This is a genomic window from Streptomyces corallincola (assembly GCF_019104725.1).
In the GTDB taxonomy this organism is placed as follows: domain Bacteria; phylum Actinomycetota; class Actinomycetes; order Streptomycetales; family Streptomycetaceae; genus Streptomyces; species Streptomyces corallincola.
Genome location: NZ_JAHRXF010000026.1, coordinates 23,936 through 50,373, shown reverse-complemented (window position 1 = coordinate 50,373; position 26,438 = coordinate 23,936). Strand labels below are relative to the sequence as shown.

Sequence of the window (26,438 nt, the reverse complement as noted above, 5' to 3'; positions counted from 1 at the left end):
TCGGTAGGAGCTGCCATGTCACGGCGCACCCCACGCAACGTGTCGTCCGACAGAGTGAGAACTCCCCGCATCCTCTCCAGGTTCCTGAAGACCGCCTCGGTATGCGTCCTCGCGGCCGGTCTCCTCACACCACTCACACAGGCCGCCGCCGCACCGGCCCCGAAGGCCGCCGCGAACGACTACTGCGGCGGCCGGTGTTCCGACATCCTGCCGCCCGGCGAGAACGGCAACGCGACCCTCGCGCAGATCCTGCTCAACCAGGCGTTCGGCACCCAGCCCGCGCACGCCGAGGACCAGCTCGGCCCGTACGCGAACCTCGCCAAGGGCTATCCGGCGCTCACCGACGCCAAGATCAACACCTTCTTCAACGACGCCTCGTTCGGCGTCCCCGCCGACCAGGTCGCCTCCACCGAGAAGCCCGCCGGACGGACCGACGTCACCATCGTCCGTGACCGGAGGACCGGCGTGCCGCACATCACCGGCACCACCCGCTACGGCACCGAGTTCGGCGCGGGCTACGCGGCGGCCCAGGACCGGCTGTGGCTGATGGACGTGTTCCGGCACGTGGGACGCGGCCAGTTGACCGGCTTCGCGGGCGGCGCCCCCGCCAACCAGGGCCTGGAGCAGCAGTTCTACCGCAGCGCCCCCTACACCGAGGCCGACCTCCAGGCGCAGATCGACAGCACGGTCGCCAAGAACGGCGCGCGCGGACGGCAGGCCCTGGACGACGTCAACGCCTACGTCGCCGGGGTCAACGCCTACATCGACGCCTCCGACAGCGGCCGGTACTTCCCCGGTGAGTACGTCCTCACCGGCCACAAGGACTCCCTCACCAACTCCGGCACCATCGAGCACTTCAAGGTGACCGACCTGGTCGCGCTCGCCTCCGTCGTCGGCTCGCTGTTCGGCTCCGGGGGCGGCGGCGAGGTGGACAACGCCCGCTCCCTGCTGGCCGCCCAGGCGAAGTACGGCGTGACCGAGGGCACCAGGGTCTGGGAGTCGTTCCGGATGCGCAACGACCCCGAGGCCGTGCTCACCGTGCACGACGGCCGCGGCTTCCCCTACGCGGCCAAGCCCGCCGATCCGCAGGGCGAGGCGCTCCCCGACCCCGGCTCGGTCACCGAGGAACCCCTCGTGTACGACCGCACCGGCGGCGCCGCCACCGCCAAGGCCGAGGCCGCCTCCGGTCCGGCCGCCCGCAGCGCCCTCGGCTCCGCCCGGCGCGGCATGTCCAACGCCCTCGTCGTCAGCGGCGCGCACACCGCGAGCGGCAACCCGGTCGCCGTGTTCGGCCCGCAGACCGGCTACTTCGCCCCGCAGCTGCTGATGCTCCAGGAGATCCAGGGCCCCGGCATCAGCGCGCGCGGCGCCTCCTTCGCCGGCCTGAGCATGTACGTCGAACTCGGGCGCGGCCAGGACTACTCCTGGAGCGCCACCACCTCCGGCCAGGACATCATCGACACCTACGCCGTCGAACTGTGCCAGGACGACCAGCACTACCTGTACCGGGGCACCTGCACCGCGATGCGGCGGATCGAGCAGAAGAACGCCTGGAAGCCGACCGTGGCCGACGGCACCGCCGCCGGGTCGTACACCATGCGCGTCTGGAACACCGCGTACGGGCCGGTGCAGTACCGGGCGACCGTCGGCGGCAAGAAGGTCGCCTACACCACGCTCCGTTCGTCGTACCGGCACGAGGTGGACTCCATCATCGGCTTCCAGATGCTGAACGACCCCGATTACGTGAAGGGCCCGCAGGACTTCCAGAGCGCGGCGCAGCACATCAACTTCACCTTCAACTGGTTCTACGCCGACTCCCGGCACACCGCGTACTACAACAGCGGCGACAACCCGGTCCGCGCGACCGGGGTGGACGCCGAGTTCCCGGTGTGGGCGCGGCCCGCCTACGAGTGGCGGAACTGGGACGCGACGGCCAACACCGCCGACTACACCCCGCCCGCCGAGCACCCCAACTCGGTGGACCAGGACTACTACATCTCCTGGAACAACAAGCAGGCCAGGGAGTACGCCTCCGCGCCCTGGGGCGAGGGCTCGGTGCACCGGGGCGACCTGCTCGACGACCGGGTGGCGAAACTGGTCGCCGCCGGGGGAGTCACCCGTACCCAGCTCGTCCAGGCGATGGGCGAGGCGGCCCTGACCGACCTGCGCGCCGAGGACGTCCTGCCCAAGCTGCTCAAGGTGATCGACTCCGCCCCGGTGACCGACCCGGCCACCGCCTCCGCCGTCACCAGGCTGAAGGCGTGGGTGGCGGCCGGGGCCAGGCGGACGGAGACGTCGGCGGGATCGAAGAAGTACGCCGACGCCGACGCGGTCCGCTTCCTGGACGCCTGGTGGCCGCTGCTGGTGAAGGCCGAGTTCCAGCCCGGCCTGGGCGAGGACCTGTACACCGCCCTCACCCGCGACCTGCCCGTGGACGAGGCCCCCTCCGCCGGACACGGCCCGACCGGCTCGCACGCCGGAAGCTCCTTCCAGTACGGCTGGTGGAGCTACGTGGACAAGGACGTCCGGACCGTGCTCGGCGAGTCCGTACCGGGCCCGCTCGCCCGCGCCTACTGCGGCGGCGGCACCCTCACCGGCTGCCGTGACGTGCTGCTCGGCACCCTCAAGCAGGCCGCCGGACTGACCGCCGCCCAGGTCTACCCCGGCGACGACCAGTGCGCGGCCGGTGACCAGTGGTGCGCCGACGCCATCGCCCAGCGCACCCTGGGCGGCGTCAAGCACGGCCTGATCAGCTGGCAGAACCGGCCGACCTACCAGCAGGTCGTGGAGTACGGCTCACACCGCTGAGCCACGGCCCGGCGTCCGGCGGGGACCTCGTACGGTCCGCCGCCGGGCGCCGCCGGAACGTCCCGGACCGCTCTACCGGTACATCAGATACTTCTCCCGCACCCGCCGGAACGCCCCCAGTTCCCGCTCCCAGGCCGCCGCCACCGTCTCGGTGTCCGCGCCCGCGTCGATCAGCGTGCGTACCGAGGCGGACCCGGTGAGCTTGTCGATCCAGTCGTCCTCCCGCCAGGCGAACCCGTCCCACACCTTCCGCGCGCTCACCAGCAGCGCGATCCCCGTGCGCACCGGGTCGAACGCGTTCCGGTCGGTCACATGCACCTGCACGCCCCCGGCGGTCTTCCCCTCGAACTTGGAGAACGTCGGCGCGAAGTACGCCTCACGGAACCGCACTCCGGGCAGCCCCGCCCGGTTGGCCTCGGCCGCCCAGCGCCCGTCGATGCCGACGGCGCCCAGCAGCTCGAAGGGCCGCGTGGTGCCCCGCCCCTCGGAGAGGTTGGTGCCCTCGAACAGACACGTGCCCGAGTAGACCAGCGCCGTGTCCGGGGTCGGCATGTTCGGGCTCGGCGGCACCCAGGGCAGCCCCGAGGCGTCGTAGAAGTCCGCGCGCCGCCAGCCCGTCATCGCCACCGTCTCCAGCTCGGTCCGCGAGCCGAGGAACTCCGCGTCGAACAGCCGGGCCAGCTCCGCGACCGTCATCCCGTGCGCCTGCGCGATCGGCTGCCGCCCCACGAAGGTGGCGAACTTCTTGTGCAGCACCGGCCCGAGCGCCGCCCGCCCGGTCACCGGGTTCGGCCGGTCCAGCACCACGAACCGCTTCCCCGCCAGCGCCGCCGCCTCCATGCAGTCGTACAGCGTCCAGATGTACGTGTAGAAGCGGGCGCCCACGTCCTGGATGTCGAAGACGACCGTGTCCACACCGGACGCGGTGAACACGTCGGCCAGCGGTTTCCCGCTCTTGAGATACGTGTCGTAGACGGGCAGCCCGGTCGCCGGGTCGTCGTAGCGGCCCTCGGAGCCGCCCGCCTGGGCGGTGCCCCGGAAGCCGTGCTCGGGGCCGAAGACCGCCGTCAGCTCGACGCGCGGGTCGGCGTGCGTCACGTCCACCAGATGGGCCGCGTCACGGGTGACACCGGTGGGGTTGGTGACGATCCCGACCCGCTGTCCGCGCAGGCGCGCGTACCCGTCGGCCGCCAGGCGCTCGAAGCCCGTGCGCAGGCGGTCCCCGGTGCGGGAGTGCCCGGCGGGCGCGCCCGCGACCGGCTGCTGCTCGACGGCCGTGGCCGCCGCCCCCGCCGCCGCCGTGGCGGTCGCCGCCGCGATGAGGGATCTTCTGGACAGGAGCATGGGCTGGGCCTCCGTGGAGTGGAAGGTGCCGTCCGGACAGTCGTGCGGGTGCTGTTCCCCGCGCTCTCAGGTTGGCCCCGTCACCCTTTCCCTCACACATACCGACTGGTTAGTCTGTCGCCGAGCCGCAGCGGGCCACCACGGCGCACCCGGTGCCCCACCCCTGCCGGACGCCGTGCCGGACCGTCTGCCGACCCCTGTGCCGAAGGAGACCGATGGTGGAAGCCGTGCAGGACGCGGGAGTGGTCGTCACCGGCGCGGGCGGAGGCATCGGCGCCGCGCTGGCCCGGCGGTTCGCCGCCGAGGGCGCCCGTGTGGTGGTCAACGACCTCGACGCGGCCCGCGCCGAGGAGGTCGCCGCCTCGATCCCCGGCGCCGTGGCCGTGCCCGGTGACGCCTCCGGCGTCGTCGAGCGGGGCCGCGCGGCGCTCGGCGGCACCATCGACGTGTACTGCGCCAACGCCGGGGTCGGCTTCCAGGACCCGGTCGCGGGCGACGGCCTGGACGAGTCCACCTGGGCCCGCTCCTGGGACGTCAACGTCATGGCCCATGTCCGCGCCGCCGAGGCGCTGCTGCCCGGCTGGCTGGCACGCGGAAACGGCCGGTTCGTCTCCACCGTCTCCGCCGCCGGACTCCTCACCATGATCGGCTCGCCCTCCTACACCGTCACCAAGCACGGCGCGCTGGCCTTCGCCGAATGGCTGTCCCTCACCTATCGGCACCGGGGCGTCGCCGTGCACGCCATCTGCCCGCAAGGGGTGCGCACCGACATGCTGGCCGCCACCGGCAGCGCCGGTGAACTGGTGCTCGGGCCCACCGCCCTCGCGCCCGAGGCGGTCGCGGACGCCCTCTTCGACGCCATCGCCGAGGAACGCTTCCTGGTCCTCCCGCACCCCGAGGTCGCCGGATACGCGGTGACCCGCGCCACCACCCCCGACCGCTGGCTCACCGGCATGAACCGCGTCCAGCAGACCTGGGAGGCCACCCGCTGACCACCTCCCGCGCCCGGCCCGCACCGGCACCCCGGTCGCCCCGGCGCCGGGGCGACCCCGGACGGGTCGGCCGGATACTGTGCCGAGCGGCCGGCCGCGCACACCTACCCGCGCCCGGTGGAGATCCTGCCCGACCCGCCCGGGACGGCGAGTGGGAAGATCCTCCGGCGGGAACCGCGTTCCCGTGATGCGACGATCAGGTGACGACGGAAGGCAGGTGCCGGCAGTGGCCAGAACGACGGACGGGGACGGGACACCGGTCCCCCGGAGGCTGCTCGACGCCGCCACCCGCCTCTTCGCCGAGCAGGGCTACGACCGCACCTCGGTGCAGGAGATCGTGGAGGCGGCCGGGGTCACCAAGGGCGCCCTCTACCACTACTTCGGCTCCAAGGACGACCTGCTGCACGAGGTGTACGCCCGTGTCCTGCGCGTCCAGCAGGAACGCCTCGACGCGTTCGCGGACGCCGACCGGCCGGTCGAGGAACGCGTACGGGGCGCGGCGGCCGACGTGGTCGTCACCACCATCGAGAACCTGGACGACGCCTCGATCTTCTTCCGCTCCATGCACCATCTGAGCCCGGAGAAGTACAAGCAGGTCCGCGCCGAGCGCCGCCGCTACCACGAGAGGTTCCGGGCGCTCATCGAGGAGGGCCAGCGCACCGGCGTCTTCTCCACCGCCACCCCGGCCGACCTCGTCGTGGACTACCACTTCGGCTCGGTCCACCACCTGTCCACGTGGTACCGCCCCGACGGGCCCCTCAGCCCGCAGCAGGTCGCCGACCACCTGGCCGACCTGCTGCTGCGGGCACTGCGGCCCTGACCGGTACCTGTGAGGGCCGCAGGGCGCCCCTCACAGGTACCGCTTGATCTCCCGCCGGGCCAGCGACCGCTGGTGCACCTCGTCCGGGCCGTCCGCCAGCATCAGCGTCCGCGCGGAGGCGTACAGCTCGGCCAGCGGGAAGTCCTGGCTCACCCCGCCCGCGCCGTGCAGCTGGATCGCCCGGTCCAGGATGCCGGTCACCGCGCGCGGGGTGGCGATCTTGATGGCCTGGATCTCGGTGTGCGCGCCCCGGTTGCCGACGGTGTCCATCAGCCAGGCCGTCTTCAGCACCAGCAGCCTGAGCTGCTCCACGGTGACCCGCGCGTCCGCGATCCAGTTCTGCACCACGCCCTGCCGCGCGAGCGCCGTGCCGAAGGCGGTACGGGACACCGCGCGGCGGCACATCAGCTCGATGGCGCGTTCCGCCATGCCGATCAGCCGCATGCAGTGATGGATGCGGCCGGGGCCGAGCCGGGCCTGCGCGATGGCGAACCCGCCGCCCTCCTCCCCGACGAGGTTCGCCACCGGCACCCGGGCCCCGTCGAAGACCACCTCGGCGTGTCCCCCGTGGGAGTGGTCCTCGTAGCCGAAGACCCGCATCGCCCGCTTCACCGTGACGCCGGGGGTGTCGCGGGGGACCAGCACCATCGACTGCTGGCGGCGGATGTCGGCGCCGTCGGGATCGGTCTTGCCCATCACGATGAAGACCGCGCAGTCCGGGTTCATCGCCCCGGAGATGTACCACTTGCGCCCGGTGATCACGTACTCGTCGCCGTCCCGCTCGACGCGGGTGGTGATGTTGGTGGCGTCCGAGGAGGCCACCTCCGGCTCGGTCATGGCGAACGCGGAGCGGATCTCACCGGCCAGCAGCGGTTCCAGCCAGCGCTTCTTCTGCTCGTCCGTGCCGAACTGGGCCAGCACCTCCATGTTCCCGGTGTCGGGCGCCGCGCAGTTGGTCGCCGTCGGCGCCAGGTGCGGGGAGCGGCCGGTGATCTCGGCGAGGGGCGCGTACTGGAGATTGGTGAGTCCGGCGCCGTACTCCCCGTCGGGCAGGAAGAGGTTCCACAGGCCCTGCCGCCTGGCCTCCGCCTTCAGCTCGTCCACCACGGCCGGGGTGTCCCAGGGCGAGCCGAGCGCGGCCCGCTGCTCCTCGGCCACCGGCTCGGCCGGGTACACGTGCTCGTCCATGAAGGCGAGCAGCCGGGTGCGGAGTTCCCCGGTGCGCGCGTCGAACGCGAAGTCCATGTCCGGTCAGCCTTCCTGAAGGGTGGTCAGTCCGTGCTCGACGAAGACGGGCACGAGGTCCCCGATGCGGTCGAAGCCCGCGCCCACGGTCTGCCCGAGGGTGTACCGGTAGTGGATGCCCTCCAGGATCACGGCGAGCTTGAACCAGGCGAACGCGGTGTACCAGGCGACCTGGGAGACGTCCCGGCCGGACCGGGCCGCGTACCGCTCGATCAGCTCGGCCGGTGCCGGGTGCCCGACGGCGTCGGCGGTGGTCGAGACCGGGGAGTCGGGCGTGCCGAGCGGGATGCCGTACATGACCAGCAGGCCCAGGTCGGTCAGCGGGTCGCCGAGCGTGGACATCTCCCAGTCGAGCACCGCGCGGATCGAGTCGTCCGGGCCGATCAGCACATTGTCGAGCCGGTAGTCGCCGTGCACGACGGCGGGCGCGGGGGAGCGGGGCAGGGCGCGGCCAAGGGCCGCGTGCAGCTCGTCGATCCCGGCGAGTTCGCGGTCGCGGGAGGCGTCGAGCTGCTTGCCCCAGCGGCGCAGCTGCCGGTCCAGGAACCCCTCCGGCCGCCCGAAGTCCGCGAGGCCCACCTCGGCGGGGTCCACCGCGTGCAGTTCGACCAGCGTGTCCACCAGGGACAGCACGGTGGCGTGGGTGCGCTCAGGGCCGAGCGCCGCGAGCTGGTCCGCCGTGCGGTACGGGGTGCCGTCCACGTGCTCCATGACGTAGAACGGCGCCCCGATCACGTCCTCGTCCTCGCACAGCAGCTCCGGGCGCGGCACCGGCACGTTCGTCGGGTGCAGGGCGCTGATCACCCGGTGCTCGCGCCGCATGTCGTGCGCGGTGGCCAGCACGTGCCCGAGCGGCGGCCTGCGCACGACCCAGGTCGAGGTGCCGTCGCCCACGGCGTAGGTCAGGTTGGACCGCCCGCCCTCGATCAGCCGCCCGGTCAGCGGGCCGCGCACCAGGCCGGGCCGCTCCCGGTCCAGCAGGGCGCGCAGCCGGTCGAGGTCGAGCCCGGTCGGCCGGTCCGCCGGTGAGCGGTCGCCATCCATACATCGCTCCTACGAACAGGTGAACGGGAACCCGACACATGATGCCGACCGGTCGGTATGCCGTCCAGTGCCCCGGCCCCGCGTGATCCGGCGCGACCCGGTCCACGGTACGGCGACAGCTCCCCGCGCGATGCGCCGGGGAGCTGCCGGAAAGGGGTGCGGGAGGTGCGGGAGGGACGGTGACCGGGACCCGCCGTACGGCCCGTCCCGGTGACCGGTCCGTCAGTGGTCGTCCCAGTGGTCGCCGTGCTCCGCGTGCCGGTGCCCGTCGTGCAGGTAGTCCACGTGGTCCCCGTGCGTGACCCGCGGGTGCCCGCACTCCTCGTGGTGCACGTGCTCGTGCCCCCGGTGCGCGGAGTGTCCGGCCGGTTCGCACTCGTCCCAGTGCCCGGAGTGCTCGCGGTGCAGATGACCGTCGTGCGCGTAGTCCGTGTGGTCGCCGTGCGGCACGGCGGTGTGCCCGCAGTCCGGTCCGTGGCTGTGGGTGCCGTGCGCGTCGTGTTCCTGGTGCGGGGTGCTCATGCTGTTCGCCTCCGCGGAGGTGGGGAAGGGGGCCTGCAACAGGCTACGCGCGAAACGTGCATATCGGTCGATAGGGGTTGCGCGGCGCGCGGACACCCCGGAGGGTCGAAGACATGAAGGGCATCAGCTACCGCCGCTTCGGCGGCCCCGAGGTCCTGGAGTACGGCGACCTGCCCGAGCCCCGGCTCGGCCCGGACCACGTGCTGGTCAAGGTGTGCGCGGCGGCCGTCAACCCGGTGGACTGGAAATGCCGCGAGGGGCGGCTCGACGCGGCCCTCGACACCGTCTTCCCGGTCGTGCCGGGCTGGGACGTCAGCGGGGTGGTCGTCCAGCCCGGCGCCGCCGTCACCGAGTACGCCGTCGGGGACGAGGTGATCGGCTACGTCCGCGAGGACTTCCTCTGCCGGGGCACCTTCGCCGAGTACGTCGCCGCCCCCGTGCGCACCCTGGCCCGCAAACCCCGCGCCCTCTCCTTCGAGGAGGCCGCCGGACTGCCACTGGCCGGGCTGACCGCGTACCAGGTGCTGGTGGGGGCGCTGAAGGTCGGTCGCGGAGACACCGTGCTGGTGCACGCGGCGGCCGGTGGCGTCGGCTCCCTGGCCGTGCAGCTCGCCGCCCATCTCGGCGCCCATGTGGTGGGCACGGCGAGCGAGCACCACCACGACTTCCTGCGCTCCCTCGGCGCCGAACCCGCCGCCTACGGCGAGGGCATGGCCGAACGCGTGCGGGGACTCGCCCCCGAGGGCGTGGACGCGGTGTTCGACACCGTCGGCGGCGACACCCTGCGCGCCTCCGCCGGGCTGCTCGCCGGGGACGGCCGCCTGGCGTCCGTCGCGGACCGGGACGTGGTGGACCTCGGCGGCACCTACTGCTTCGTCCGTCCCGACACCGGCGACCTCACCCGCCTCGCCGACCTCGCCGAACAGGGCGTCCTCACCGTCCACGTGACCGACACCTTCCCCCTGCACCGCACGGCGGACGCCCACCGGCTGAGCGAACGCGGCCACACCCGGGGCAAGATCGTGGTGACGGTGGACTGGGAGACCGAGGAACGCAGGCCGTAGCCACCGATACGCCAGGGGCATACGGCTCCGGCGGCGCCGCCTACGACACCAGTGCGGCGGCGCACACCGCCATCGCCAGCGCGCACAGCACCGCCGCCGTCGCCCGGCGCGGGGTCAGCGTGTCCGGGCGGGGTCCGGCGGCGAGGGCGCGGATACGCCGGTGCGCCAGCACGAGGAAGGCCAGCCAGAGCAGCCCGCACACCCCGCACGCCACCACCCCGGCGGGCGTGGCACCGTCCCGCAGTGCCGCCCGCACCGCGAGCACGGCGGCCACGGTCGCGGACAGCGTCGTACGGCGCCAGGCGAGCCGGGTCCGCTCCGGCTGAAGCCCCGGATCGCGCACCGGCGCGGCGGGGGAGCCGGCCGTACCGACGGGGTCCGCCCCACCGGGAGGGCCCACCGGGCCGGGAGAGTCCGCCGCGCCGGAGGAATCCCCCGGGCCGGAGGAATCCCCCGCGCTCACCCCGCCCACCCGGCGAGCACCACCAGCACCATCACCAGCGCGACCACCGCCACCACCAGGCTCAGCAGCACCGGGAAGCGGGATGCGGGCAGGTCCTCGCCGCGCCGCATCGCCCGCTCGCAGCGCACCCAGTGGTTGACCGCGCGCAGGGCGCACAGCACCCCGGCGGCCAGCAGCGCGAGCGCCAGCCCCACCCGCCATCCCCAGCGCAGGTGCGGCAGGAACTGGTCCACCGCGAACCCGCCGCCGATCAGCGCCAGCGCGGTCCGCAGCCAGGCCAGGAAGGTGCGTTCGTTGGCCAGCGAGAACCGGTAGTCCGGGGTGCCGCCCTCCTCGCGGATCAGCTCCGGGGCGAACCAGAGGCGGACGTTCCGTACGAATTCGATCACGCCCGGGACCCTACCGGCTCGCCGGGATCAGTCCCGGCCCGCCCGGAGCTCCCGCAGCCGGGCGTACGCGTCCAGCCCGTCCGGCACCCACTCCCACTCGGCCAGGCGCCGCTCCACCTCCGCGTCGGTGAGGAACGCGTGCCACTGCACCTCCTCGACCTGCGGGTCCACCGGCAGCTCGCAGCGCACCTCGTACACCGCCGACCACCAGCTCCGCCCGGCTCCGTCGTCGTACAGGAACGTGAACAGGTGCGCGGGGCGGGGCAGTCCGGTGACGCCGAGTTCCTCCTCGGCCTCGCGCAGCGCCGCGTCGTCGTAGGACTCGCCCGCGCCGACGACCCCGCCGACGAACATGTCGTACAGCGCGGGGAACACCAGCTTGGTCGCGGTGCGGCGGTGCACGAAGAGGCGCCCGTCGGCGTCCCGCGCCTGGATGAACACGCAGCGGTGCCGCAGCCCGCGCGCGTACACCTCGCCGCGCGGCACCCGGCCCACCACACGGTCGTGCTCGTCCACCACGTCGAGGATCTCGTCAGAAGGGTTCATGACGGTCATCCAAGCAGCCGCGGAGCGGGACGGGTCAGCGGGACTGGTAGTCCCGGACCGGCGTCTCCCGCTCGCCCTCGCCGGGGGTGCCGCACGGCATCGCCGGGTGCATGCCCAGCAGCACGATGCCCGCGACGATCGCCGCGAGCCCGGCCGCCTCCCAGGCCAGCGCGCCGGTGTCGGTGCGCAGCCGGTCGCCCATGAAGCCGACCCCGCACAGGATGCCCGCCAACGGTTCGGCGGCGGTCAGCGCGGGCAGCGACATCCGCAGCGGCGCCGTCTCGAACGCGCTCTGCACGAGGATCAGCCCGCTGACCCCGACCGCGACCACGCCGTACGGCTGCCAGCTGCCGAACAGCTCCCCGAAGCCGCCCGCCGCGAACAGGGTCCCGCTCACCCGCGTCAGCGCGTCCTGCACGCCGTACAGCAGCCCGGCCGCGGTGGCCAGCAGCACCGGGCCCCAGCTCAGCCGGGACCGCTTCGCGTACGTGGTGAGCAGCAGGGCGGCGCCGACCATCGCGCCGATGATCAGCCAGTGCCGCAGCGGGTCCGCGACGGCGGTGCCGCCGCGCGGCTCGCCCGCCAGGATGAACGTGGTCACCCCGCCCGCGAGCAGCCCCAGACCGGCCCAGCCCTGGCGGCCCAGGCACTGCTTCGTCTGGTGCCGGGACAGCGCGAGCGCGAACAGCAGATTAGTCGCCAGCAGGGGTTCCACCAGGGAGATCTCGCCCTTGGCGAGCGCCACGGCGCCCAGGATCATCCCGGCCACCATCAGCCCGAGCCCGCCCAGCCAGCGCGGCACCCGCATCAGGTCCAGCAGCAGCCGGAACGACAGGAAGTCCCCGAGCGGCGCGTTCTGCGCGGCGTTCTGCTGGAGCACGAAGCCGAAGCCGAGACAGCACGCGGCGCACACGGAAAGGACGAGAACCAGGACGGACACGCTGCGTACCTCGATCATCCGGCTGTGCCACGGACGGGTAGTGGCCGACTGTAGCGCCACCGGAGCGGCATTACTGCGGAGAGTACCCGGAATGGGACGGTTGTCTCCCTGGCGGTGCCGCCCGCCCACGCTCCGGCCGGGCCCCGCCCGTACCGTCCGGCCATGCTGGGGCAGACCCGCGCCCGCCGCCATGTCGTACGCCACACAGCGTGCCGCCGCAGCCCTCCGCTTCCGGCCCCGGCACCTCGGTGACCTGGGGGTCCCGTGCGTCAACTGCCCGGGGAACACGCGGGTTGACCCCCGTCACACAGGGGTTCCGCTTGACGTGGCGGGTGGCTGGGGCTTTGCTGTGCGTGATCGACTGATGGCAGCCCGAACAACAGGAAGTCCTGCGGTGCCCTCACTCCCACCCCTGCTCGGCGCGCACCCCGACGCGCCCGCCCCCGCGCACCCGCACGCCGCGACCCCGGACCCCGCGGGTTCCGGCGCCGCGACTTCCGGCTCCGTCGGGTCCGGCTCAGCGGGTTCCGGCTCGGCGGGTTCCGACTCCGGGGTCTTCGACGACGCCCTCGGCGACACCGCGCTGCTCGCCGCCCGCGCCGAACCCCCGTGCGGCAGACGGCAGGCGTTCCGCGCGCTGCTGCGCGCCACCCGCGACGACTGGGACCGCCGGGGCCACCGCGTCACCGTGCTCGCCGCCCAACCCGGCACCGCCGCCCTCGCCCGCGAGTGGCTCACCGCCGACCCCCGCTCCGCCGACGCCGCCACCCTGCACGCCCACGCCCTCGTACGGCACGCCCTCGACGGCACCGGCGACCCCGGCGCCGCCCGCACCGCCTGCCGCGCCGCCGCCGCGCTGGCCCCCGCCGACCCCACGCCCTGGCTCGGCCTGCTCCTGCTGGCCCGCACCCTCGGCTCCCGGCACGCCACGCACCGCGTCTTCACCGAGATCCGCGCCCGCCACCCCGAGCACCACCACGCCCACCACCTTTACATCGCCCGGCTCGCCGAAGCGCCCGAGGACCGCACCGCCCTCCCCGAACCCGACGACCACCGCGAGCCGTACGGCGCGCACCCGGTGTACGCCGTCGCGGGCAAGGCCGCCCTGTCCGCGCCCGCCGACTCGCCCCTCGCCCTGCTCCCGGTCGTCGCGCACGCCGAACGCTTCCGCGTCCTCGCCGCCACCGGCCGCGCACCCGCCGACCCCGACGCCGTCGCCCACTGGGCGGGACCGCGCGCCCGGCAGGCGCTGAGCACAGCGTTCGACTGGTGGCTGGAATGGGAGCACGGCGACCACCCCCGGCGGCACGTGGACCTCAACCACCTGGCCCACGCCATGTGCGCCGCCGGTCGGCCCGCCGAGGCAGCCGTCCTCTTCCGCCGCATCGGCCGCCACGCCACCCGCGCCCCCTGGTCCCACCCCCACCAGGACCCCGCACCCGCGTTCCACGCGGCACGCGGCCGGGCCCTCGGCACCTCCTGACCGCCTTCACCGGCCCGTGACCGGGGTCACTGGCGTCCACACAGGTCAGGGTGCTCGAATGGACACGTGAACCTTGAACCGTCCGCCGACGAGAGCGGCGAGGAGCCCCGAGGGCCCGAGCCCCGAGGTCCCGAGGGTCCCGACAGCCCCGAGAGGTCCGACAGCCCCGAGAGGTCCGGGTCGCCCGACGAACGCGGCCGTCCCCTCGGCCGCCGGGTCTTCCTGGGCACCCTCGGCCTCGGCGCGCTCGGCGTCGCCGCCGCCCCCGTCCTCCAGCGCGGCCTGGAGGGCTTCCTCGGCGCGGTCTCCGACAACGACCCCACCGGCCTGACTGGTCTGCTCCCCAACGGCGGCGGCTTCCGCTACTACTCCGTCGCCGCCTCCGTCCCCGTCCGGGGCCCCGCCGACTACCGCCTCACCGTGGACGGCCTGGTCGAACGCCCGCACACCTACACCCTCGCCGACCTGCGCGCCCTCCCGCAGACCCGCCTCGTACGGGACGTGCAGTGCGTCACCGGCTGGCGGGTGCCCGGCACCCCGTTCCAGGGCGTGCGCCTGGCCGACCTGCTCGACGCGGCCGGGGTCCGCTCCACGGCCCGCGCGATCCGCTTCACCTGCTTCGACGGCACGTACAGCGAGAGCCTCACCCTCGACCAGGCCCGCCGCCCGGACGTCCTGGTCGCGCTGCGCATGCAGGACAAGGACATCGGCCACGACCACGGCGGCCCCGTCCGCCTCTACGTCGCCCCCATGTACTTCTACAAATCCGCCAAGTGGCTCTCCGGCATCACGGTCACCGACCGCGTCCTCCCCGGCTACTGGGAGCACCTCGGCTACGACGTGGACGCCTGGGTCGGCAAGTCGAACGGACGCACCGATGACCCCACCGGCTGACCCCGCGGACCTGGCCCACCGGCCCGGCCCCGCCACCCCGCCCGCCGGGCGCGTCCGCCGCTTCACCCCGGCCGAGCGCTGGACGCACCGCGCCACCGCCGCCCTCATGGGCGTCTGCGTGGCCACCGCCGCCTGCCTCTACGTCCCCGAACTCGCCGTCATGGTGGGGCGCAGGGAACTCGTGGTCCGCGTCCACGAGTGGGCCGGGCTCGCACTGCCCGTCCCGGTACTGCTGGGCCTCGCCTCACGGGCCTTCCGCGCCGATCTGGGGCGCCTCAACCGGTTCGGCCCGCACGACAGGGTGTGGCTGCGCGCCGCCCTGCGCCGCGACAGGCGGCCCGCGTCCCGCCCGGCGGGCAAGTTCAACGCCGGTCAGAAGATCTACGCCGCGTGGATCGCCGGTGCCACGCTGGTGATGCTCGGCACCGGTCTGATGATGTGGTTCACGCATCTCACCCCGCTGATGTGGCGCACCTCGGCGACCTTCGTCCACGACTGGCTGGCGCTCACCGTCGGCATCGTCCTCGCCGGGCACATCGGCATGGCGGTGGCCGACCCGGAGGCGCGGGCGGGGCTGCGCACCGGGACGGTCAGCCCGGAGTGGGCTCAGCGGCACCACTCGCTGTGGCGCCGCTGAACCCCTGCGACAGCGACCGGCCGGTCTCCCGGGGCGTGCTTCGAGAGCAGCGTCGTCCGCCCGCCGGGCAGCCGGTACTTTCGCAACACGCCCTACACCACCAGCGACAGCAGGAGCACCAGCCCCCCGGCCACCACGGACACGATGGTCTCCATCAGCGACCACGTCTTGAACGTCTGCCCGACGCTCAGCCCGAAGTACTCCTTCACCAGCCAGAACCCGGCGTCGTTGACCTGGCTGAGGAACAGCGATCCGGCGCCGATGGCGAGGACCAGCAGGGCGGTGTGGGTGGTGGACATGTCGGCCGCGAGCGGGGCAACGAGTCCGGCCGCGCTCACCGTGGCCACGGTCGCGGAACCGGTGGCCAGCCGGATCGCCACCGCGATCAGCCAGCCCAGCAGCAGCGCCGGGACGGACCAGTCCCGCGAGACGTCCAGGATCATCTGCCCGACCCCGCAGTCCACCAGGGTCTGCTTGAAGCCGCCGCCCGCGCCGACGATCAGCAGGATGCCCGCGATGGGCATCAGCCCCTTCTCCACGGTCTGCTGGAGCCGGTCCCGGCCGAACCCGGCGGCCCGGCCCAGCGTGAAGAACCCGACCAGTACGGCCGCGAGCAGCGCGATCAATGGTGAACCGATCACGTCGAACACCCGCTGCGTCCTGTTGGCGGGGTCGTCGATCACGATGTCAACCAAAGCCTTGGCCAGCATCAACACCACCGGCAGCAGCACCGTGCCGAGCGTCGCGGCGAAACCGGGGCGCCGCCGAAGCTCCTCCGACGGCCGCTGCGGCAGCATCCGGTCGGGCGCGGGAACGTCCACCCAGCGGGCGGCGACCCGCGAGAACAGCGGCCCGGCGACGATCACCGTCGGCACCGCGACCACCAGACCGAGCGCCAGCGTCACCCCCAGGTTGGCGTGCAGCGCGTCGATGGCGACCAGCGGACCGGGGTGCGGCGGGATCAGCCCGTGCATCACCGACAGACCGGCCAGCGCCGGAATCCCGATGCGCATCAGGGAGTAGCCGCCACGCCGGGCGACCATCAGCACGACCGGGATCAGCAGCACGATCCCGACCTCGAAGAACAGCGGCAGACCGACCACGGACGCGATCAGCACCATCGCCCACGGCATGGCCCGGCCGCCCGCCTTCGCCAGGATCGTGTCCACGATCCGGTCGGCGCCGCCCGAGTCGGCGAGGAGCCTGCCCAGGATCGCCCCGAGCGCGATCAGGACGCCCACACCGGCCACGGTGCTGCCCAGCCCGTTGGTGAAACTGAGGATGACCTTGTCCAGCGGTGCCCCGGCCGCCGCGCCCAGCGCGAGTGAGCCGACGGTGAGCGCCAGGAAGGCGTGCAGCCTGAACCTGGTGATGAGGACGACGATGACGGCGATGCCCACCAGGACGGCGACGCCGAGCTGACCGTGCCCCGCCGAGGTGATCGGCGGGGGCGCGTCCGCTGCCAGCGTCGCCACACGGAGACTGGTCACGGGGTTCCCTTGCGGTGACGTAGGGGGAGGGGCGGGAGGGGTCCGGGATGCCGGGGGTGACGGCTCCGGGCGAGCGGCTGCCGGGGGCGCGGCCTGAGTGAGGTGCCTCCGGGTGGGGACCGGCTCCGGTCCGGGGGGAAGGGGCTAGGCGGGCTGCCCGGACAACGCGTCGAGCGCCCGTACGGCACGCTCGGTGATCTCCTGGGGCCCGCCCGAGACGTCCACGTCCACACCCGCCTCGTCCGCCTGGAGCGGCTGGAGGGTGGCGAACTGGGAGTCCAGCAGCGTGGTCGGCATGAAGTGGCCGCGCCGCCGCGCCATCCGCTCCTCGATCAGCCGACGGTCACCGGTGAGGTGCACGAACACCACACCGGGCGCGACCGAACGCAGCCGGTCCCGGTACGCCCGCTTCAGCGCCGAACTGCTCACCACCCCGCCGAGCCCCGCCCGGCCCTGCGCCCAGTGCCCGATGGCGTCCAGCCAGGGCCACCGGTCGGCGTCCTCCAGCGGGACACCGGCGGTCATCTTGTCGATGTTGGCGCGCGGGTGGAAGTCGTCGCCCTCGGCGTACGGAACGCCCAGCCGGGCGGCCAGCAGCGGACCGATCGTGGTCTTGCCCGTACCGGCGACGCCCATCACGACAACGACGTGGGGGGTGCGCATGACTGCCTCGCTGTCTTCCTCGACATCCGGCGCCGACGTTCCGGCGTCGCCACACTGAAACCCATTACATAGGACTAATTCAAGAGCCTGTGACATATAAGTCTGACTTTTTGGCCGCGTGATCCAGGTCGTACGCTGAGTACATGACCACTCCGGGCCGAGGGCTGCACGGCCGCGTACTGGACAGCCTCGGCCCGGCGATCACGGCGGGCGAGTACCCGCCGGGCAGTGTTCTGCGCACCGACGAACTCGCCCAGCGCTTCGAGGTGTCCCGCTCCGTGATGCGCGAGGCGGTCCGGGTGCTGGAGTCGATGCACCTGGTCGAGTCCCGCCGCCGCGTCGGCGTCACCGTCCGCCCCCGCGCCGAGTGGAACGTCTACGACCCGCAGGTCATCCGCTGGCGCCTGGCCGGTGCCGACCGCCCGCACCAACTGCGCTCGCTGACCGTGCTGCGCTCGGCCGTCGAACCCGTCGCCGCCCGGCTCGCCGCCCGCCACGCCACCCCCGAGCAGTGCGCCGAACTCACCGAGTGCGCCCTCGGGATGGTCGCCAACTCGCGCGGACACCGCCTGGAGCGGTATCTCGTGCACGACATCGCCTTCCACCACGTCGTCCTCACGGCCTCCGGCAACGAGATGTTCGCCCGCCTCGCCGACGTCGTCGCGGAGGTCCTCGCGGGCCGCACCCACCACGAGGTGATGTTCGAGGACCCCGACCCGGCCGCCGTCACCCTGCACGTCCGGCTCGCCGAGGCGGTCCGCTCGGGCGACGAGGACCGCGCGGAGGAACTGACCCGGCAGATCACCGTGGGCGCGCTCCAGGAACTGGACATTCTGGCGCCGTAGGGGGCGTGTGCCGGTGCGGGCGGGGTTCCGGGGTGAGCAGTGTGCTTGCATCAGCGGGTGGAGGTTCCGGGGCGGACCGGTTCCCGTCAGTCCAGGAAGACGCCGTCCACGTACACCCATGCCCCGTCCACCCGTGCGAAGCTGCTGCGCTCGTGCAGCGAACCGCCCCGGTAGGACGCCCGGAAGGTCACCGTGCCGTTGCCGTGGAACGCGGAACCGGCGCTCGTGTCCAGGATCTCCAGCCCCGTCCACCGCATCCGCGGGTCCAGGTCCAGCGACTGCGGCCGGGTGTCCGGGTGCCAGGTCCGCAGCAGATACGACGCCTCGCCCTTCACGAACGCGCAGTAGCGGGACCGCATCAGCGCCTCGGCGGTCGGCGCCGCCGCCGCGCCCGTGTGGAAACGCCCGCAGCAGGCGTCGTACGGCTGGGCAAGTCCGCAGGGGCAGGAGGCGCGCGAGGTCATGGCCCCCATTGTGCCCGCCCGGCGACCGGGCGGGCACAACAAAAAGACCCCAGGTGAACTGGGGTCTTCGTTGGTGTCCGAGGGGGGACTTGAACCCCCACGCCCGATAAAGGGCACTAGCACCTCAAGCTAGCGCGTCTGCCATTCCGCCACCCGGACCAGGTGTCTGTCGAGCGGGCTTCCCCGCGGCGACGAAGGAAACAGTACCAGGCTTTCCGGGGCCTCCGATCACACCCCGTTCCCGCCCCCGCCCGGCGTGAACGGCCGGTGACGGGCCGGGACCGGTCTTGGGCGCGGGGCGGGGCCGGAGGGAGGATGAGAGGGACCCGGCAGCAGTGGGCAGCAGCCAACAGCAGTCAGCAGCAGCAGTCACAGCGGGAGGAAGCACCGTGAGCCAGACGGACACGACCAGCGGCGTCACCGGCGAGGACGAGGTCGTGGACCTCTGCCGCGACCTGATCCGCTTCGACACCAGCAACTACGGCGACCACTCCGGGCCCGGCGAGCGCAAGGCCGCCGAGTACGTCGCGGAGAAGCTCGCCGAGGTCGGCCTGGAACCGCGCATCTTCGAGTCGCATCCGGGCCGCGCTTCCACGGTGGCCCGCATCGAGGGCACGGACCCGTCCCGGCCCGCGCTGCTCATTCACGGCCACCTGGACGTCGTCCCGGCCAACGCCGACGACTGGACCCACCACCCGTTCTCCGGCGAGGTCGCGGACGGCTGCGTCTGGGGGCGCGGCGCGGTGGACATGAAGGACATGGACGCGATGACCCTGGCGGTGGTGCGCGACCGGCTGCGCAGCGGCCGACGCCCCCCGCGCGACATCGTGCTCGCCTTCCTCGCCGACGAGGAGGCGGGCGGCACCTGGGGCGCCCGGCACCTCGTGGACAACCACCCCGACCTGTTCGAGGGCGTCACCGAGGGCATCAGTGAGGTCGGCGGCTTCTCCTTCACGGTCAGCGAGGAGCGGCGGCTCTACCTGATCCAGACGGCCGAGAAGGGCATGCACTGGATGAAGCTCACCGTGGCCGGCACCGCGGGGCACGGTTCGATGATCCACCGGGACAACGCCATCACCGAGCTGTCCGAGGCCGTCGCCCGCGTCGGCCGTCACCGCTTCCCGGTCCGTGTCACCAAGACCACCCGCGCCTTCCTCGACGAACTCGGCGACGCCCTCGGCACCACGCTCGACCCCGAGGACATGGAGTCCACCCTCGCCCGGCTGGGCGGCATCGCCAAGCTCATCGGCGCGACGCTCAGCAACACCGCCAACCCCACGCAGCTGAACGCCGGTTACAAGGTCAACGTCATTCCCGGCGAGGCCACCGCCCACCTGGACGGCCGCTTCCTGCCGGGCCACGAGGAGGAGTTCCTCACCGATCTCGACCGGCTGCTCGGCCCGCACGTGCGCCGCGAGGACGTGCACTCCGACAAGGCGCTGGAGACCGGGTTCGACGGCAAGCTGGTCGAGGCCATGCAGTCGTCGCTGCTCGCCGAGGACCCCACCGCCAAGGCCGTCCCCTACATGCTCTCCGGCGGCACCGACGCCAAGTCCTTCGACGACCTCGGCATCCGCGGCTTCGGCTTCGCGCCCCTCAAGCTGCCTCCGGAGCTGGACTTCGCGGGCATGTTCCACGGGGTGGACGAGCGGGTGCCGGTGGACGGGCTCAGGTTCGGGGTGCGGGTACTGGACCGGTTCATCGACGCGTCCTAGTCCGTCGGGGTCGGTCAATCCGTCGGGGTCGGTCAATGCGGTCAAGGTGATCAATGTCAACCGGTCACCTTGGCCAAGGTGGTCAACCTGATCAAGATGATCAACTCGTTCCATGTTCACCGGTGCTCGTCAACGTGCCGTGCGGGACGCGGGCGCCCGTGAATCGGGCGTCCGTACGAGTGAACCGGGATGAGTGAATCCGACCATAAGCTCGTAGCTCCATTACTCCCTCCTCGTTACACCGGATGCGATCCCGCACCTTGGGGCCGCATTTGCCTACTAGGAGGAACAATGATCAAGAAGGTCGTCGCCGCCGCGGCTGCCACCGGTGGCCTCGTTCTCGCCGGCGCGGGCCTGGCCGTTGCCGACTCCGGTGCCCAGGGTGCCGCCGTGCAGTCGCCCGGCGTCATCTCCGGCAACGTCATCCAGGTGCCCGTCCACGTTCCGGTCAACGTGTGCGGCAACACCGTCAACGTGATCGGGCTCCTCAACCCCGCTTTCGGCAACACCTGCGTCAACAACTGACGCCGACTCCCTCAGGGGGCGTCCAGACCAGCCGTCGGCCCCGGAGCGCGCGCCATGCGCTCCGGGGCCGTCCGGCCTTGTAGGAAGAACGAAGGCAGGGGGGAACACCACAAATGCGACAGGGCACCCGCAAGGGCCTGATGACCGTGGCCGCGGCCACCGGCGTGATCGCCGCCGCGAGCGGCTACGCACACGCGGACTCCGGCGCGTCCGGCGCCGCCACCCGCTCGCCCGGCGTGCTGTCGGGCAACACCGTGCAGGCGCCGGTCCATGTACCGGTCAATGTGTGCGGCAACACCGTCAATGTCGTCGGGCTGCTCAACCCGTCCGTCGGCAACGCCTGCTCCAACACGAGCGGCTCCACCGGCTCCCACCAGGGCGGCTCCCACGCCGGCGGCCACACCAACGGTTCGCCGGGCGTCGGGTCCGGCAACACCGTCCAGGTACCGATCGACGTACCCGTCAACGTGTGCGGCAACAGCGTCAACGTCATCGGGATCGGCAACCTCGCCACCGGCAACAACTGCGACAACGGGGGTCACGGGGGCGGCCACGGAGGTCACGGAGGAGGCAACCCCGGCCAGCCGGGACACCCCGGCCATCCGGGGAACCCCGGTCACCCTGGGAACCCCGGTCACCCGGGCAACCCTGGTCACCCCGGCAATCCCGGTCACCCGGGCAACCCCGGTACACCTGGCAATCCGGGGACCCCCGGTAACCCCGGCACCCCTGGCAACCCCGGCACCCCTGGAACTCCGGGCACCCCCGGGCACCCCGGTACGCCCGGCACCCCCAGCACTCCCGGCCACCCGAGCACGCCGGGCACTCCCTCCGGGGGCGGTAACGGCGGTGGCGGGCACGTGTCCGGTGGCGGGACGGGGACGCAGGTGCGGCAGCAGGGCGGGGTCGGTACCGCCCAGGCGTCCACCGGCGGTCAGCTCGCCCACACCGGCGGCGACGTACCGCTCGGCCTGGCGGTCCCGGCGAGCGCGGGCGCGCTGCTCGCGGGCGTGGTGCTGTACCGCAGGGCACGGCGCTCCGCGTAGCACCCGCGTACGGCACAAGGCGATCGAAACGGGCCCCCGCCACCGGCGGGGGCCCGCTCGTGTCATCGGAGGAGCCTCACCACGTGGCCCGTAGCTGGCGGATGATCCGTCGGCGCAGCCGCACCCTGCGGCTGCCGTCACGCAGCAGGCTCAGTCGGTCAAGTTCCCAGTGTCCGTACTCGGCGTGGTCGGTCAGGAGACGGGTGGTGTCCTTGCGGGAGACCCCGCGCGGCACGTACACATCGACAAATTCGTATTCCGGCATCGCATCTATTGTGCGTCGCGGCGCCCGGTACGGATAGCGTCTGCACTATGTCTGATGCTGCGCAGCCCACCGCTGCCGAGGTACGCGCCGCCGCCGAGGCGGTCAAGACCGCGCTCGACCGTCACCTGGCCGCGGTCGAACGCAGGTCCGGCGAGGACGACCCGGCCGTGTACGAGGCGTTCAACGAGCTGGCCGCTGCCGCCGAGGTGTACGACGAACTGCTCTACGACCGCCACGACGAGGTGACCCCCTTCGAGATCCCCGGCACGGACGACTCCCTGCCCCCGTACGCCGGTCCCGACGAGCCGCACGCGGTCAGCGTGCTGATCCGCCGCGACTACACGGTGGCCGTGCCCCAGCGGCTGCTGGCGCAGGCCCGGCGGGTGGAGGCGGCGGAGACCACCGGGGCCGCCGACTACGCCGCCGCGCTCGGTGAAGCCGCCGGGCCCGCCGCGACGGTCCCCGGCGCGCTGGGCATCCTGTTCGGCGAGTACGAACCCGACGAGATCGCCTCCCGGCACAAGGAGTTCGGTCTGGAGGAGGGCGATTCCACCCTCTGGGTGACCGCCACCGAGGATGCGGCCGATCCGGGGGAGTGGCTGGAGACGCCGTTCGAGCCGGTCGATCCGCAGTCGGTCGTCTGCCGGTTCGACGTCAGCGCCGTCTTCGACGACGAAACCGATGACGACGACGATGACGACGAGGACGACGGCCCCGCCGCCGGACTCGACGACGCCCTCGACACCCTGGACGAGGACGACCTGGAACCGCTCGACGCCGAGCGCTGACAGGAGGCACCCCGCACCGGGCCCGCCAGGGGCGCCGGTGCGGGCCTCCCGCCCCCGCCCACTCCGCTCCCGCCCACTCCGCTCTCCCCCCGGCCTGCTCCGCCCCCCGCCTACTGCCCTCGCCTACTCCGTCGTCGGCACCTGCGCCCGCAGCAGGGTCCGCAGCCGGGTCGTACGCGGCTTGTGCGGGACCTCCGCCACCGCGCGCGGCAGCGCCTGCTCCACCCCGTGCACCACCGACAGATGGCGCTCCGCCCGCCCGAACGCCGTGTACACCCACGGCCTGCTGAGTGTCTGCGCCGCGTCGCCCGGCAGGACGGCCACCACGGCGGGCCAGCGGCCCCCGGCAGCCTGGTGCGCGGTCAGCGCCCACCCGTGCCGCACCCGCTGCTCCACCCGCTCCCTGGGGACGACCACGGGGGCGCCCGCGCACTCCAGGTGCAGCCCGTCCGCGTCCGCGTCCACCACCCGGCCCGGTGTCGTACGGCCCGGCGCGGGGGAGTAGGCGATCCGGTCGCCGGGGTCGAACCCGCCGAAGCGGCCGGGGCCGGGGTTGAGGCGTTCCTTCAGGGCCGTATTGAGCGCGACGGTGCCCACCGGACCGCCGTGGCCCGGCACGATCACCACGGTCCGCTCGGGCGGTACCCCGAGCGCCCTCGGCACCGAGTCCGCGACCAGCTGCACCGCGCGGTGCACCGCCTCGCCCGCGTCCCGCACGGGCACGATGACGATCTCCTTGCCCGGCGCCGCCACCTGCTGCAACTCGCCCACGCCGATCCCCGACACCAACTCGCCCAGCGGGCCGGAGTCCGGGAGCCGGGACGCCACCTGCGGGCAGCTCCGGGCGGCGAGCAGATCCGCGAAGACCCGGCCCGGCCCCGCCGACCACAGCACCGCCGGGTCGCCGCTCAGCACCAGCCGGGCGCCGTCCGGCAGCGACTCGACCAGCATCGCCGCGCTCTCCACGTCGAGCTGCGGGGCGTCCAGCACGACCAGCAGGTCCAGGGCGAGAGCGCCCTCGGCGTCCCGTCCCGGCCCGCCCTCGGTGCCCGACAGCAGCCCGGCGACGGTGCCCACGGGCGCCGCGTCCGTCTCCCGGTCCGACCCGGTGAGGCGGCGGGCGCCGTCGGGGGTGTGACACACGCCGTACGCACGCAGCCCGGCGGCGCGCGCGGCGCCCAGCAGGGCCGCCGGTTCGGCGCGGGCCGCCTCACCGCCGGTGTGCAGCACCAGACCGTGCCCGGCGACCGCGCGGGCCAGCTCCGCCGCACCGCCCGCGAGCGCACCCGCCAGGGACTCCCACGGCCCGCCGGACTCCCCGGCGCCCTCCTTGGGCACCGCGTTCACCAGCCGGGCCAGTGCGTCCGCGAGGCTCTCTTCGGCCAGCGCGTACCGCTCCAGGCCGACCAGGACCCGTACCGGACGCTCCTCCTCCGCCTCCTCGCCGTCCTCGCCGTCTCCGCCGTCCGTCCCGGCCGCGCGGGACGGGGCGGGCGCCCCGGTCTCCTCCACGGCGTCCTGGAAGACCAGCGCCTCGCCCTCCCCGAGCGCGCCCTGCACGGCCGCGTCCGCGTCGGGGACGCCCTGTCGGCCCAGGGCCGTGACCAGCGCGGCCAGGTCGAGCGCGGTGTGCCCGGCGACGGCCGCCTGTTCCAGCAGCCACACCGTCAGAGCGCGGCCCCTGCGCTCGTCGTCCGGGCCGCACTCCGCGCCGAGCAGCGCCCGCGCAAACCCGTCCGCCTGCTCCGGTTTCACCCCGCCGACCCGCAGCAACTGCCACGGGTCGTCCCGCAGCACCGCCTCCGCGTCCTCGCCGACGGCCGCCGTAACCCGTACCGCGAGCGGCTCGGGCGCCCCGCCCTCGGCGAGCACCCGGCGCACCGCCTCCACGGCCCCGGCCGACGGCCCGCCCGGCTCCACCGGCACGGGCACCGGACGGGGCGCGCGCACCGGCTGCTCGGGCGGGGTCCGGGGCACCGCCTCCGCCTCCACGAAGTCCAGCCGAACCGGCTTGTCCCCGCTCTCCACCGCCCGTACGGCGGCCAGCAGTTCGGCCGCGCTCCCGCTCAGCTTGCCGCCGCTCTCCACCGGCCCCTGCCGCGCCGCCCGCCGTCGCTCGATCCGCTCCCGCTCCACCCGCTGCGCGGCCAGCTCGGCCTCTGCCTCGGACCGCTTGGCCACGCCGTCGTCGGCGCCTTCGCCGACGTCACCTCCGTCGGCCGCCGCCCCGGAGACCTCGCCGTCAACCTCCGCCTCCCCGGCCGGTGCCGTGTCGGTGTCCCCGGCAGCGGGCTCCGTACCGGCGTCCCCGGCCGCCGTCCCGGCGCCGTCCGCGTCCCCGGAACGCTCCCGCGCACCCTCGGGTGTCCTCGGTTCTTCCGGGGTTGCCGGGGTGGCCTCCGGGTCCGTGCTCACAGGGTGCTCCAGTCGTGATCGGGGTAGCGGTGTATGGGCGCCGAGACGTCGTCGAGGGCCCGGCAGATCTCGTGAGGAAGCGTAAGCGCCTCCACCGACAGAGCGGCCGTGAGCTGGCGGGCGTTGCGCGCGCCGACGATCGGGGCGGTGACGCCGGGCCGGTCGCGGACCCAGGCGAGGGCCACCTGGAGCGGGGTGACGGCGAGTCCGTCGGCGGCGGTGGAGACCGCGTCCACGACCCGGCTCGCGGTGTCGTCCAGATACGGCTCGACGAAGGGCGCCAGATCCTCGGAGGCGCCCCGCGAGTCCGAGGGCGTGGCGGTGCGGTACTTGCCGGTCAGCACACCCCGGCCGAGCGGAGAGGAGGGCAGCAGCCCTATGCCGAGGTCCCGCGCGGCCGGGAGCACCTCCCGCTCCACCCCGCGCTGGAGCAGGGAGTATTCGAGCTGGGTGCTGGCCAGCCGGGTCCGGGTCCCCGGTGCCGCGAGCTGCCAGGTGGCCGCCTTGGCGAGCTGCCAGCCGCAGTAGTTCGCCACGCCCGCGTACCGTGCCCGCCCGCTGCTGACCGCCAGGTCGAGCGCCTGGAGCGTCTCCTCCAGGGGCGTGTCGGGGTCGTAGGCGTGCACGTGCCACACGTCCACGTGGTCCGTGCCGAGCCGGGCGAGGGAGGCGTCCAGCGCGGCGAGCAGATGGCCGCGCGAGGCGTCGAACCGCCGCTCGGGGTCGGGCACACTGCCCGCCTTGGTGGAGATCACCAGGTCCCGGCGCGGCACCAGACGCTCCATCAGCTGCCCGAGCAGATACTCCGCCTCCCCGTCGCCGTACACGTCGGCCGTGTCCACGAGGTTGCCGCCGGTCTCCCAGAACGCCTTGAGCATGTCCGCGGCGTCGTGCTCGTCGGTGTCCCGGCCCCAGGTCAGGGTGCCGAGCCCGATCCGGGACACGCGCAGGCCGGTGCGGCCGAGATGCCTCTGCTCCATGTGCGCGAGATTACTGGCCCGGCCCGCCGCCGTGGGATGCCTGTGGACAAC

The 26,438-nt window shown here is 73.4% G+C and carries 26 protein-coding genes and 1 tRNA gene; 12 read left to right on the top strand and 15 right to left on the bottom strand.

All coding sequences use genetic code 11. The features are described from left to right. Nucleotides 1–15 precede the first annotated feature (15 nt). A complete protein-coding gene (locus KUM39_RS17715; RefSeq protein ID WP_217786651.1) occupies nt 16–2,808 on the top strand; it encodes a penicillin acylase family protein in 2,793 nt (930 codons plus the stop codon). 72 nt (nt 2,809–2,880) lie between these two features. Here KUM39_RS17715 and KUM39_RS17710 read toward each other — a convergent pair whose 3' ends face one another. Then, complete coding sequence (locus KUM39_RS17710) at nt 2,881–4,152, bottom strand: exo-beta-N-acetylmuramidase NamZ family protein (protein ID WP_217786650.1); 1,272 nt, start codon at nt 4,150–4,152, stop codon at nt 2,881–2,883. A 215-nt stretch (nt 4,153–4,367) separates the two neighbouring features. Here KUM39_RS17710 and KUM39_RS17705 point away from each other — a divergent pair, with 215 nt between their 5' ends. Together KUM39_RS17705 and KUM39_RS17700 are read left to right on the top strand one after the other, a co-directional pair. Beyond that, a complete protein-coding gene (locus tag KUM39_RS17705; protein WP_217786649.1) occupies nt 4,368–5,144 on the top strand; it encodes an SDR family oxidoreductase in 777 nt (258 codons plus the stop codon). Between the two features lie 226 nt (nt 5,145–5,370). Further along, entirely contained in the window at nt 5,371–5,964 is a 594-nt protein-coding gene (locus tag KUM39_RS17700) for a TetR/AcrR family transcriptional regulator (protein ID WP_217786648.1), read from the top strand. Nucleotides 5,965–5,994: 30 nt separating this feature from the next. On the opposite strand, the gene KUM39_RS17695 is transcribed toward KUM39_RS17700, so the two are convergent. From KUM39_RS17695 to KUM39_RS17685, 3 genes are all read right to left on the bottom strand, one after another. Beyond that, nucleotides 5,995–7,209 carry an acyl-CoA dehydrogenase family protein gene (locus KUM39_RS17695; protein ID WP_217786647.1) on the bottom strand — a complete coding sequence of 405 codons (1,215 nt, stop codon included), beginning with the start codon at nt 7,207–7,209 and terminating at the stop codon, nt 5,995–5,997. 6 nt (nt 7,210–7,215) lie between these two features. Then, a complete protein-coding gene (locus KUM39_RS17690) occupies nt 7,216–8,253 on the bottom strand; it encodes a phosphotransferase family protein (protein WP_217786646.1) in 1,038 nt (345 codons plus the stop codon). 222 nt (nt 8,254–8,475) lie between these two features. Continuing rightward, complete coding sequence (locus tag KUM39_RS17685) at nt 8,476–8,775, bottom strand: hypothetical protein (protein WP_217786645.1); 300 nt, start codon at nt 8,773–8,775, stop codon at nt 8,476–8,478. A gap of 113 nt (nt 8,776–8,888) precedes the next feature. On the opposite strand from KUM39_RS17685, the gene KUM39_RS17680 reads away from it, so the two are divergent. Further along, complete coding sequence (locus tag KUM39_RS17680; protein WP_217786644.1) at nt 8,889–9,839, top strand: NADP-dependent oxidoreductase; 951 nt, start codon at nt 8,889–8,891, stop codon at nt 9,837–9,839. A 40-nt stretch (nt 9,840–9,879) separates the two neighbouring features. Here KUM39_RS17680 and KUM39_RS17675 read toward each other — a convergent pair whose 3' ends face one another. From KUM39_RS17675 to KUM39_RS17660, 4 genes are read right to left on the bottom strand one after another with little or no spacing between them, the layout of a single operon-like run. Then, the gene (locus KUM39_RS17675; RefSeq protein WP_217786643.1) at nt 9,880–10,239 is read right to left on the bottom strand and encodes a DUF202 domain-containing protein; all 360 of its coding nucleotides are present in this window, start codon (nt 10,237–10,239) and stop codon (nt 9,880–9,882) included. A gap of 59 nt (nt 10,240–10,298) precedes the next feature. After that, nucleotides 10,299–10,691, bottom strand: a complete 393-nt coding sequence (locus KUM39_RS17670; protein ID WP_217786642.1) for a YidH family protein — start codon at nt 10,689–10,691, stop codon at nt 10,299–10,301. Between the two features lie 27 nt (nt 10,692–10,718). Next, nucleotides 10,719–11,237: an NUDIX hydrolase gene (locus tag KUM39_RS17665; protein WP_217786641.1), complete on the bottom strand. Its 519-nt coding sequence runs from the start codon at nt 11,235–11,237 to the stop codon at nt 10,719–10,721. Nucleotides 11,238–11,271: 34 nt separating this feature from the next. Then, a complete protein-coding gene (locus tag KUM39_RS17660; protein WP_308288164.1) occupies nt 11,272–12,177 on the bottom strand; it encodes a DMT family transporter in 906 nt (301 codons plus the stop codon). Nucleotides 12,178–12,571: 394 nt separating this feature from the next. On the opposite strand from KUM39_RS17660, the gene KUM39_RS17655 reads away from it, so the two are divergent. The 3 genes from KUM39_RS17655 to KUM39_RS17645 all read left to right on the top strand — a co-directional run bounded on the left by KUM39_RS17655 (nt 12,572) and on the right by KUM39_RS17645 (nt 15,191). Beyond that, nucleotides 12,572–13,660 carry a hypothetical protein gene (locus KUM39_RS17655; protein ID WP_308288163.1) on the top strand — a complete coding sequence of 363 codons (1,089 nt, stop codon included), beginning with the start codon at nt 12,572–12,574 and terminating at the stop codon, nt 13,658–13,660. 222 nt (nt 13,661–13,882) lie between these two features. Further along, nucleotides 13,883–14,554 carry a molybdopterin-dependent oxidoreductase gene (locus KUM39_RS17650; RefSeq protein ID WP_246620323.1) on the top strand — a complete coding sequence of 224 codons (672 nt, stop codon included), beginning with the start codon at nt 13,883–13,885 and terminating at the stop codon, nt 14,552–14,554. After that, nucleotides 14,538–15,191 (top strand): cytochrome b/b6 domain-containing protein, encoded by a 654-nt coding sequence (locus KUM39_RS17645; RefSeq protein WP_217786638.1) that lies wholly within the window; start codon nt 14,538–14,540, stop codon nt 15,189–15,191. Before KUM39_RS17650 ends, KUM39_RS17645 begins: the two co-directional genes overlap by 17 nt. Nucleotides 15,192–15,283: 92 nt before the next feature. Here KUM39_RS17645 and KUM39_RS17640 read toward each other — a convergent pair whose 3' ends face one another. Next, on the bottom strand, nt 15,284–16,681 hold the full coding sequence (locus KUM39_RS17640; protein ID WP_217786637.1) for a GntP family permease: 1,398 nt from the start codon (nt 16,679–16,681) through the stop codon (nt 15,284–15,286). A gap of 144 nt (nt 16,682–16,825) precedes the next feature. Then, nucleotides 16,826–17,344 (bottom strand): gluconokinase, encoded by a 519-nt coding sequence (locus KUM39_RS17635; RefSeq protein ID WP_217786636.1) that lies wholly within the window; start codon nt 17,342–17,344, stop codon nt 16,826–16,828. Between the two features lie 143 nt (nt 17,345–17,487). Here KUM39_RS17635 and KUM39_RS17630 point away from each other — a divergent pair, with 143 nt between their 5' ends. Then, a complete protein-coding gene (locus tag KUM39_RS17630; RefSeq protein ID WP_217786635.1) occupies nt 17,488–18,189 on the top strand; it encodes a FadR/GntR family transcriptional regulator in 702 nt (233 codons plus the stop codon). Nucleotides 18,190–18,275: 86 nt separating this feature from the next. Here KUM39_RS17630 and KUM39_RS17625 read toward each other — a convergent pair whose 3' ends face one another. Then, entirely contained in the window at nt 18,276–18,653 is a 378-nt protein-coding gene (locus KUM39_RS17625; RefSeq protein ID WP_217786634.1) for a YchJ family protein, read from the bottom strand. 71 nt (nt 18,654–18,724) lie between these two features. Then, nucleotides 18,725–18,812, bottom strand: a tRNA-Leu gene (locus KUM39_RS17620). A gap of 230 nt (nt 18,813–19,042) precedes the next feature. Here KUM39_RS17620 and KUM39_RS17615 point away from each other — a divergent pair. From KUM39_RS17615 to KUM39_RS17605, 3 genes are all read left to right on the top strand, one after another. Next, the gene (locus tag KUM39_RS17615) at nt 19,043–20,368 is read left to right on the top strand and encodes a M20/M25/M40 family metallo-hydrolase (protein ID WP_217786633.1); all 1,326 of its coding nucleotides are present in this window, start codon (nt 19,043–19,045) and stop codon (nt 20,366–20,368) included. Between the two features lie 291 nt (nt 20,369–20,659). Then, nucleotides 20,660–20,893, top strand: coding sequence for a chaplin ChpH (gene chpH / locus KUM39_RS17610; RefSeq protein ID WP_217786632.1), 234 nt, complete (start codon nt 20,660–20,662; stop codon nt 20,891–20,893). A 113-nt stretch (nt 20,894–21,006) separates the two neighbouring features. Beyond that, entirely contained in the window at nt 21,007–21,939 is a 933-nt protein-coding gene (locus KUM39_RS17605; RefSeq protein ID WP_217786631.1) for a chaplin, read from the top strand. 76 nt (nt 21,940–22,015) lie between these two features. On the opposite strand, the gene KUM39_RS17600 is transcribed toward KUM39_RS17605, so the two are convergent. Then, on the bottom strand, nt 22,016–22,204 hold the full coding sequence (locus KUM39_RS17600; protein WP_217786630.1) for a DUF5703 family protein: 189 nt from the start codon (nt 22,202–22,204) through the stop codon (nt 22,016–22,018). Nucleotides 22,205–22,251: 47 nt separating this feature from the next. Between KUM39_RS17600 and KUM39_RS17595 the strand changes: the two genes are divergently transcribed. Beyond that, complete coding sequence (locus tag KUM39_RS17595; RefSeq protein WP_217786629.1) at nt 22,252–22,992, top strand: hypothetical protein; 741 nt, start codon at nt 22,252–22,254, stop codon at nt 22,990–22,992. A gap of 123 nt (nt 22,993–23,115) precedes the next feature. Here the strand turns inward: KUM39_RS17595 and KUM39_RS17590 are convergent, their stop codons facing one another. Both KUM39_RS17590 and KUM39_RS17585 read right to left on the bottom strand, forming a co-directional pair. After that, the gene (locus KUM39_RS17590) at nt 23,116–25,407 is read right to left on the bottom strand and encodes a helix-hairpin-helix domain-containing protein (protein ID WP_217786628.1); all 2,292 of its coding nucleotides are present in this window, start codon (nt 25,405–25,407) and stop codon (nt 23,116–23,118) included. Continuing rightward, a complete protein-coding gene (locus KUM39_RS17585) occupies nt 25,404–26,387 on the bottom strand; it encodes an aldo/keto reductase (protein ID WP_217786627.1) in 984 nt (327 codons plus the stop codon). Before KUM39_RS17585 ends, KUM39_RS17590 begins: the two co-directional genes overlap by 4 nt. Nucleotides 26,388–26,438 lie beyond the last annotated feature (51 nt).